At 72.2% G+C, this 6,719-nt stretch carries 4 protein-coding genes; 1 reads left to right on the forward strand and 3 read right to left on the reverse strand.

Features of this window, described 5'->3' with window-relative positions:
- The 3 genes from AB7U92_RS19270 to AB7U92_RS19280 form a co-directional block, all read right to left on the reverse strand.
- A partial coding sequence (locus AB7U92_RS19270) for a PAS domain S-box protein (RefSeq protein WP_428580673.1) occupies positions 1-2,871 on the reverse strand: 2,871 nt, incomplete at its 3' end.
- Between the two features lie 7 nt (positions 2,872-2,878).
- Complete coding sequence (locus AB7U92_RS19275) at positions 2,879-3,784, reverse strand: aldo/keto reductase (protein ID WP_428580676.1); 906 nt, start codon at positions 3,782-3,784, stop codon at positions 2,879-2,881.
- A 33-nt stretch (positions 3,785-3,817) separates the two neighbouring features.
- A complete protein-coding gene (locus AB7U92_RS19280) occupies positions 3,818-5,554 on the reverse strand; it encodes a PHA/PHB synthase family protein (protein ID WP_428580679.1) in 1,737 nt (578 codons plus the stop codon).
- A 108-nt stretch (positions 5,555-5,662) separates the two neighbouring features.
- Here AB7U92_RS19280 and AB7U92_RS19285 point away from each other — a divergent pair.
- Positions 5,663-6,719 (forward strand): MFS transporter (locus AB7U92_RS19285; protein WP_428580682.1); only part of this gene is annotated, 1,057 nt, incomplete at its 3' end.

Genomic DNA, 6,719 nt, shown 5'->3' on the forward strand with positions numbered 1-6,719 from the left:
CTCGACGTTGGTCTCGTTGTCCTCGACGTAGTGGACGATGCGGCGGTGGTACTCGGCGCTGGCAGTGACCAGCGGATCGAGGTTGGAAGGCACCGTGTCGGGCTCGACGGCGCGCGGCAGCGCCAGGATGAACGACGAACCCTCGCCGGCGATGCTGCGCGCGCGCAGCGAGCCGCCCATCAGCTCGGCCAGGCGCTGGCTGATCACCAGGCCGATGCCGGTGCCCTCCTGCGCCGAGCGCTCGCGGCCAAGGCGGTTGAAGGGCTGGAACAGCTCGCCGAGCTGCTCGGCCGTCATGCCCATGCCGGTGTCGGTGACCGCGATCTCGACCATGTCGTGCGGCCGCAGTCGCGCCGCGATGTGGATGCGCCCGCCGTCGGTGTTGTACTTGACGGCGTTGCTCAGCAGGTTCACCAGGATCTGCTTGACCCGCGTGGCGTCGCCCATCAGCACGCCAGTGCCATCGGCCAGCTCGGAGGTCACCGTCAATGCACGGCGCTTGGCCTCGTTGTCGACCATCGCCAGGCTCGCCGACAGCAGCTCGGGCAGGTTCAGCGGCTCAATCTGCAGCTTGAGGTTGCCTGATTCGATGCGCGAGAGGTCGAGCACGTCGTTGATCATCTCCAGCAGGTGCCAGCCGGCCTGCTGGATCTGCGCCACCCACGGTCGCTGATCGGCGGCGAGCGGGTGGCGCTTGTCGATCTCGAGCAGCTGCGCGAAGCCGAGCATCGCGTTCAACGGCGTGCGCAGCTCGTGGCTCATGCGCGAGAGGAATTCGCTCTTCGCTCGGTTGGCGGCCTCGGCGCGCTCGCGCGCGGTTTCCGCCTCCCGCAGCCGCAGGTGCTCGGTGATGTCCTCGACGACGCCGACGATGCGGCGCGCCTGCCCGAGCTCGTCGCGCAGCAGCGTGACGGTGGACTGCACCCACAGCGTGCGGCCATCCTTGGTGACGTAGCGCTTCTGCCGCCGGTACATCGGGATCTCGCCGAGCACCAGGCGGCGCGAGAGTTCGATGTCCTGGGGCACGTCGTCGGGGTGGGTGTACTGCGCCACCTGCATGGTCTGCAGTTCGTCCTCGCTGTAGCCCACGAGTTCGCACAGGCGCGGATTGGCCTGCTTCACCTGGCCGCGCAGGTCGGTGTAGAGGATGCCGATCGGCGCCGTGTTCAGGATGTTGCGGAAGCGCTGCTCGCTGTCGCGCAGGGCGGCCTGCGCGCGCTCGCGCTCCTGCACCTCGGACTGCAGCGCCGCGGTGCGCTCGTGCACCGCCGCCTCGATGCGCCGCGCGCGCCCGGTGACGACCAGCAGCAGCGCGCCGAGCATCGCCGCGCCGAGCAGCCCCACCACCGAGAACAGCCAGGCGTTGGCGCCCCGGCCGTCGGGGATGTCCTGCGGCTTCGCGCTGACCTGCAGCGCCCAGCGGCGGCCGGCGAACTCGATCTCGCGCGCGTGCGACAGCAGCTTGGGGCCCGCGGCCTGGGCTTCGCACTCCGGCGCGCCGGCGAGGTGGCGCACTGCCGCCTGCGCGTCGAGGTCGTGCAGGCACAGCGTCAGATGACCGGGCAGGTCGGCGGCCATCGCGGCCAGCATCGGGCCGGGGCGCAGCGTCACGAACAGCACGCCGCGCAGCGGTCCGCGCGCCTTGCGGTCGGCTGCGCCCTCGCCGAAGGCGATCGCGCGATAGACGACCACGCCGGTTCGATCCTGCCCCTCGGGCACCTGGGTCAGCGCGAAGGCCGCGCTGGCCACCGGCACGCCGGCGCTGCGGCTGCGCTCGACGGCAGCGCGCGCCGCCGGGACCGACTGGATGTTCAGCCCCAGCGCCGTCGCATTGCCGCGCACGGGTTCGACGTAGCGCATCGCGATCACCGGCTCGCCCGGCATCGGCGCCGCGCCGTCGGCGCGCTCGAATACCTTGAACGATTCCAGGCCATCGGCGCGCGCGGCGGCCTCGAAGGCCGGCACCTGGGCGCGGTCCATCGCCTCGTACCAGCCGATCGCGGCCAGCCGGCCGCTGGACAGCCAGGCCTCGGCGGCGCGCCGCATCTCGTCGCGACTGACATCGTCGGAGGCAATGAACACCCCGCGCATCGCCTCCAGCGCCAGCAGCGGCTCGCGCAGCCGCGTTTCCAGCACGGTGGTCGCGTGGGTGGCGTCGCGCATGAAGGCGGTGTGCAGGCGGTCGTCGTCCCAGCGAGCCACTTTCGCGATACCCAGGGCCATGACCAGGGTGACGACGGTCAGCGTCAGGCCGACGATGAAGCGGCGCGCGGCCCAGTCGGCGCGCGGGCGGCCGATCAGCGTCAGCACCACCGGCGTGGCGATCATCGCGCCGAAGGTGTCCCCGGCCCACCAGGTGAGCCAGGTGACCAGCGCCTCGCTGCGCGGCACCGAGCCGCTCGCCGTCAGCACGAGGGTGGCGAAGGTCGGCGCCACCAGGCAGGCGACCATGCCGCCGAGCACGAACAGCACCGCCACGTCGCGCGGCTCGTCGATGGCCATCGCATGGCGGGCGTGCCGCCGCACCAGCCAGGCACCCAGCCAGGCCTGCGCACCGGAGCCCAGGCCGAGCAGCAGCGGCACGGCGATGCCCGCCGCGTCGGCGGCGCCGCGCAGTGCCACCAGCGTGAGGTTGGCAGCGCAGGCGCCGATCACCGCGCCGATCACCGCGCTGCGGCCGTACACCAGGGCCGCCGCAAGCGCGACGCCGGCCGACGGATACAGCGGCGAGGCGTAGCCCGGCGGGATGGCGAGTTGCAGCGCCGGCAGCGCGACGAGCAGATAGGCCAGCGCCGTGCCGAGGATCACCCAGGCCGGGCGCGGCGCGCCGGCCGGATCGAGGGGCTCGAAGGAACGCGAAGGGGCCGCCACGTCGGGCTCAGGGCAGTTCGTGGCCGGCGGCGGCCTGCCAGACATCCGCCCAATCCTGCTGATCGAGGCGGACCTGCAGCGCGGCCACGGCCTCGTGCAGGGCCTCGATGCGCCGCGAGCCGGCCACCGGCACCGGCCGGCTGGGCAGGCGCAGCAGCCACGCGAAGGCGGCGGTAGCCGCCGTGCAGCCGTGGCGCCCGGCCACGCGCTCCAGCGCCGCCTGCACGCGGCGTTCGGCGTCGCTGCTGCCTCCAAGCAGCGCGCCGCCAGCCAGCGGCGACCAGATCATCGGGCGGATGCGCAGGCGCTGCAGCTGGTCGAGCGTGCCGTCGGTGAGCGGCGTACGCTGCAGCGGATGCAGCTCGATCTGGTTGGTGGCTAGCGGGAAGCGACTCGAGAGCAGATCGAACTGCGCCGGCGTGAAGTTGGAGGCGCCGAAGTGCGCCACCTTGCCGGCGTCTCGCAGCGCCGCGAAAGCGCCGGCCACCTCGTCGGCGTCCATCAGCGGGTCGGGGCGGTGGATCAGCAGCAGGTCGAGCCGCTCCACCCGCAGCGCGCGCAGAGACGCCTCGGCGCTGGCGACGATGTGCGCGGCTGTGGTGTCGTAGTGCTTGATGCGGTGATCGGGCCGAGCCGGCGCCATCAGCCTGATGCCGCACTTGCTCACCGTCTGCAGCCGCTGGCGCAGGGAGGTCGGCGCCAGGGCGAGCGCCTCACCGAACAGCGCCTCGACCGCGTAGCCGCCGTAGATGTCGGCATGGTCGAAGCTGGTCACGCCCAGTTCGGCGCATTGCTCGATCCAGCGCAGCCGCTGCTGCGCGCTCCAGCCCCAGTCGGCCATGCGCCAGGCCCCGGCGACGATCGGCGAGAGGCGGGGGCCGTCGGCGGCCAGGGTGGTCAGGGACAGCGGCATGGAGCGCGCATTATCCCGACGCAGCCCCGCCGATCAGTCGGAATAACACTTCAACACATGCTCGCCCGGCGCCGGGCCGAGACAAGCGCCGCGCGGCAGCGGCCGCGGTGCACGCCGGCGTGACGAATGCCCGGAAAGCCACTGGTGCCAGGCCGGCCACCACGAGCCCTCGTGCTCGGCGGCGCCGCGCTCCCAGTCGGCCGGCGGCAGCCAGGGGCCGTGGGCGCGGCGCGTGGCGATGCGGTAGCTGCGGCGCGCATGCCCCGGTTCCGAGACGATGCCGGCGTTGTGTCCGCCGCTGGCCAGCGCGAAGGTGATCTCCGCTTCGCACAGGTGATGCAGCTTGTAGACCGAGCGCCAGGGCGAGACGTGGTCGCGCGTGGTGCCGACCAGGAACACCGGAAGGTGCAGGTCGGCCAGCGACACCGTCTTGCCGTCATGCCCGCCGACGCGGTAGCTGCCCATGGCCAGCGCGTTGTGCAGGTACAGCGAGGTCAGGTACTCGTGGTGCATGCGCGCCGGCATGCGCGTGGTGTCGCTGTTCCAGGCCATCAGGTCGCTGGGCTGCTCGCGCTCGCCCATCAGGTATTCGCGCATGCGCCGCGTCCAGACCAGGTCGCGCGAGTGCAGGAACTGGAACGAGCCGGCCATCGCCTCGCCGGGGAAATAGCCGCGGCCGCGGTTCTGCTCCTGCAGGTAGGCGACCTGGCTCTCGTCGATGAACAGCCCGAGCTCGCCCGGCTCGGAGAAATCGGTCTGCGCGGCCAGCAGCGACAGCGTCTTCAGCGGTGCGAGGCGCTTGCGGTCGGCCACCACGCCCTCGCGCGCCAGCGCCGCCGCGGCAATGGCCATCAGTGTTCCGCCGAGGCAGTAACCCATCGCATGTACTGGCGTGCGGGCCTCCAGCGTCGCGATCGCCTTGAGCGCGTCGAAGGGGCCGAGGCGCAGGTAGTCGTCCATCGTCAGGTCGTGGTCGGCCGCGTCGGGGTTCTTCCACGACAGCATGTAGACCACGTGCCCCTGCGCGACCAGGTAGCGCACCAGCGAGTTGTGCGGCGACAGGTCGAGGATGTAGTACTTCATGATCCACGAGGGCACGATCAGCACCGGCTCGGGATGTACTGTCTTTGTCTGCGGCGTGTAGCGGATCAGCTCGGCCAGGCCGTTGCGCATCACCACCTCGCCGGGCGTGACCGCCACGTCGCGGCCGACCTTGAAGCGGGCTTCGCGCTCGGCCGCTGCGCGCTCACTGGCTGGCGTGGCCAGGTCTTCCAGCCAGTTCAGCCAGCCCTGGCGCAGCGGCGCGCCGAGCTTCTCGGCGTTCGCATGCAGCACCACCGGGTTGCTGGGCAGCCAGTTGGCCGGCGTCATCAGGCCCAGCCACTGGCGGGCCATGAAGTCGGTCAGTTCCGCATGGTGACGCGTCATGCCGGGCAGGCGTGCGGCCTCCTGCCACCAGGTCTCGGCGTTGCGGAAGCTGCTGCGCATCACGTTGAACGGCCAGTTCGCCCAGTCGGGATGGCGAAAGCGCGGGTCTTCGTCGGCGGCGCCCGCGGGCGCGTCGTCGCCCTGCAGCGCATCGGCGGCCAGTTGCGCCGCGCGCGCGGCCAGCTCCATCTGCCGGCCGGGCGAGACGCCCAGGTGCCAGGCCCAGTCGGCCCAGGCCAGCGACAGCGAGACCGGCGACAGCCCGCCGGTCAGCGGCGATGCCGCCACGTGCAGCAGGCGGTCCAGACGTTCGGTAGGGGATTCTTCGTGCGGCACGTCCATGAAAGCATCTTGCGGCAGCCCGGTGCCGGCGGGGTTGACGAAAGACAGGTGCGACAGGTGCGGTGCCGCGCTTGCTAGAGTCGACGGCACCTGCACCCGGTCCACCGCATGCCTTCGCACGAGCGCGACGTCGCCCCCACCGCACCGCCCCGACTGCCGCGTGCCATCTGGGTCCTGGGCTTCGTCAGCCTGCTGATGGATGTCTCGTCCGAGATGATCCACAGCCTGCTGCCGCTGTTCCTGGTCGGCCCGCTGGGCCTGAGCGTGCTGGCGGTCGGCGTGATCGAGGGCGTGGCCGAGGCCGCCGCGCTGGTGGCGAAGGTCTTCTCCGGTGCGCTGAGCGACTGGCTCGGCCGGCGAAAGCGCGTCGCGCTGATCGGCTATGCGCTGGGCGCGGCGAGCAAGCCCTTCTTCGCGCTGGCCCAGGGGGCCGGCGTGGTGATCGCCGCGCGTTTCGTCGACCGCATCGGCAAGGGCATCCGCGGCGCGCCGCGCGATGCCCTGGTGGCCGACATCGCCCCGCCGGCGCTGCGCGGCGCGGCCTACGGCCTGCGCCAGGCGCTCGACAGCGTGGGCGCCATCGCCGGGCCGTTGCTCGCAGCGGGCCTGATGCTGGTGTTCGTCAACGACTTCCGGGTGGTGTTCTGGATCGCCGTCGTGCCCGGCGTGCTGGCGGTGCTGCTGCTGGGGCTGGGCGTCGCCGAGCCGGAGCGTGCTGCGCCGACCCGGGCGACCAACCCGATCCGGCGTGAAGCCCTGGCCCGCCTCGGTGCGGCCTACTGGACCGTGGTCGGGCTGGGGGCGCTGTTCACGCTGGCCCGCTTCAGCGAGGCCTTCCTGGTGCTGCGTGCCGAGTCCCTGGGCGTGCCCGCGGCCGGGGTGCCGCTGGTGATGGTGGCCATGAACATCGTCTACGCCGCCAGCGCCTACCCCTTCGGCAAGCTGGCCGACACGACGGACCCCGCGCGGCTGCTCGGCCTCGGCCTGCTGCCGCTGATCGCCGCCGATGTCGTGCTGGCCACCGCCAGCGGCTGGCCGGCGCTTCTGGCCGGCGTCGCCCTGTGGGGCCTGCACATGGGCATGACGCAGGGGTTGCTGGCCGCCATGGTCGCCGACACCGCGCCGGAAGACCTGCGCGGCACCGCGTTCGGCGTGTTCAACCTCG

The organism is Piscinibacter sp. (assembly GCF_050175855.1).
Taxonomy (GTDB): domain Bacteria; phylum Pseudomonadota; class Gammaproteobacteria; order Burkholderiales; family Burkholderiaceae_C; genus Piscinibacter.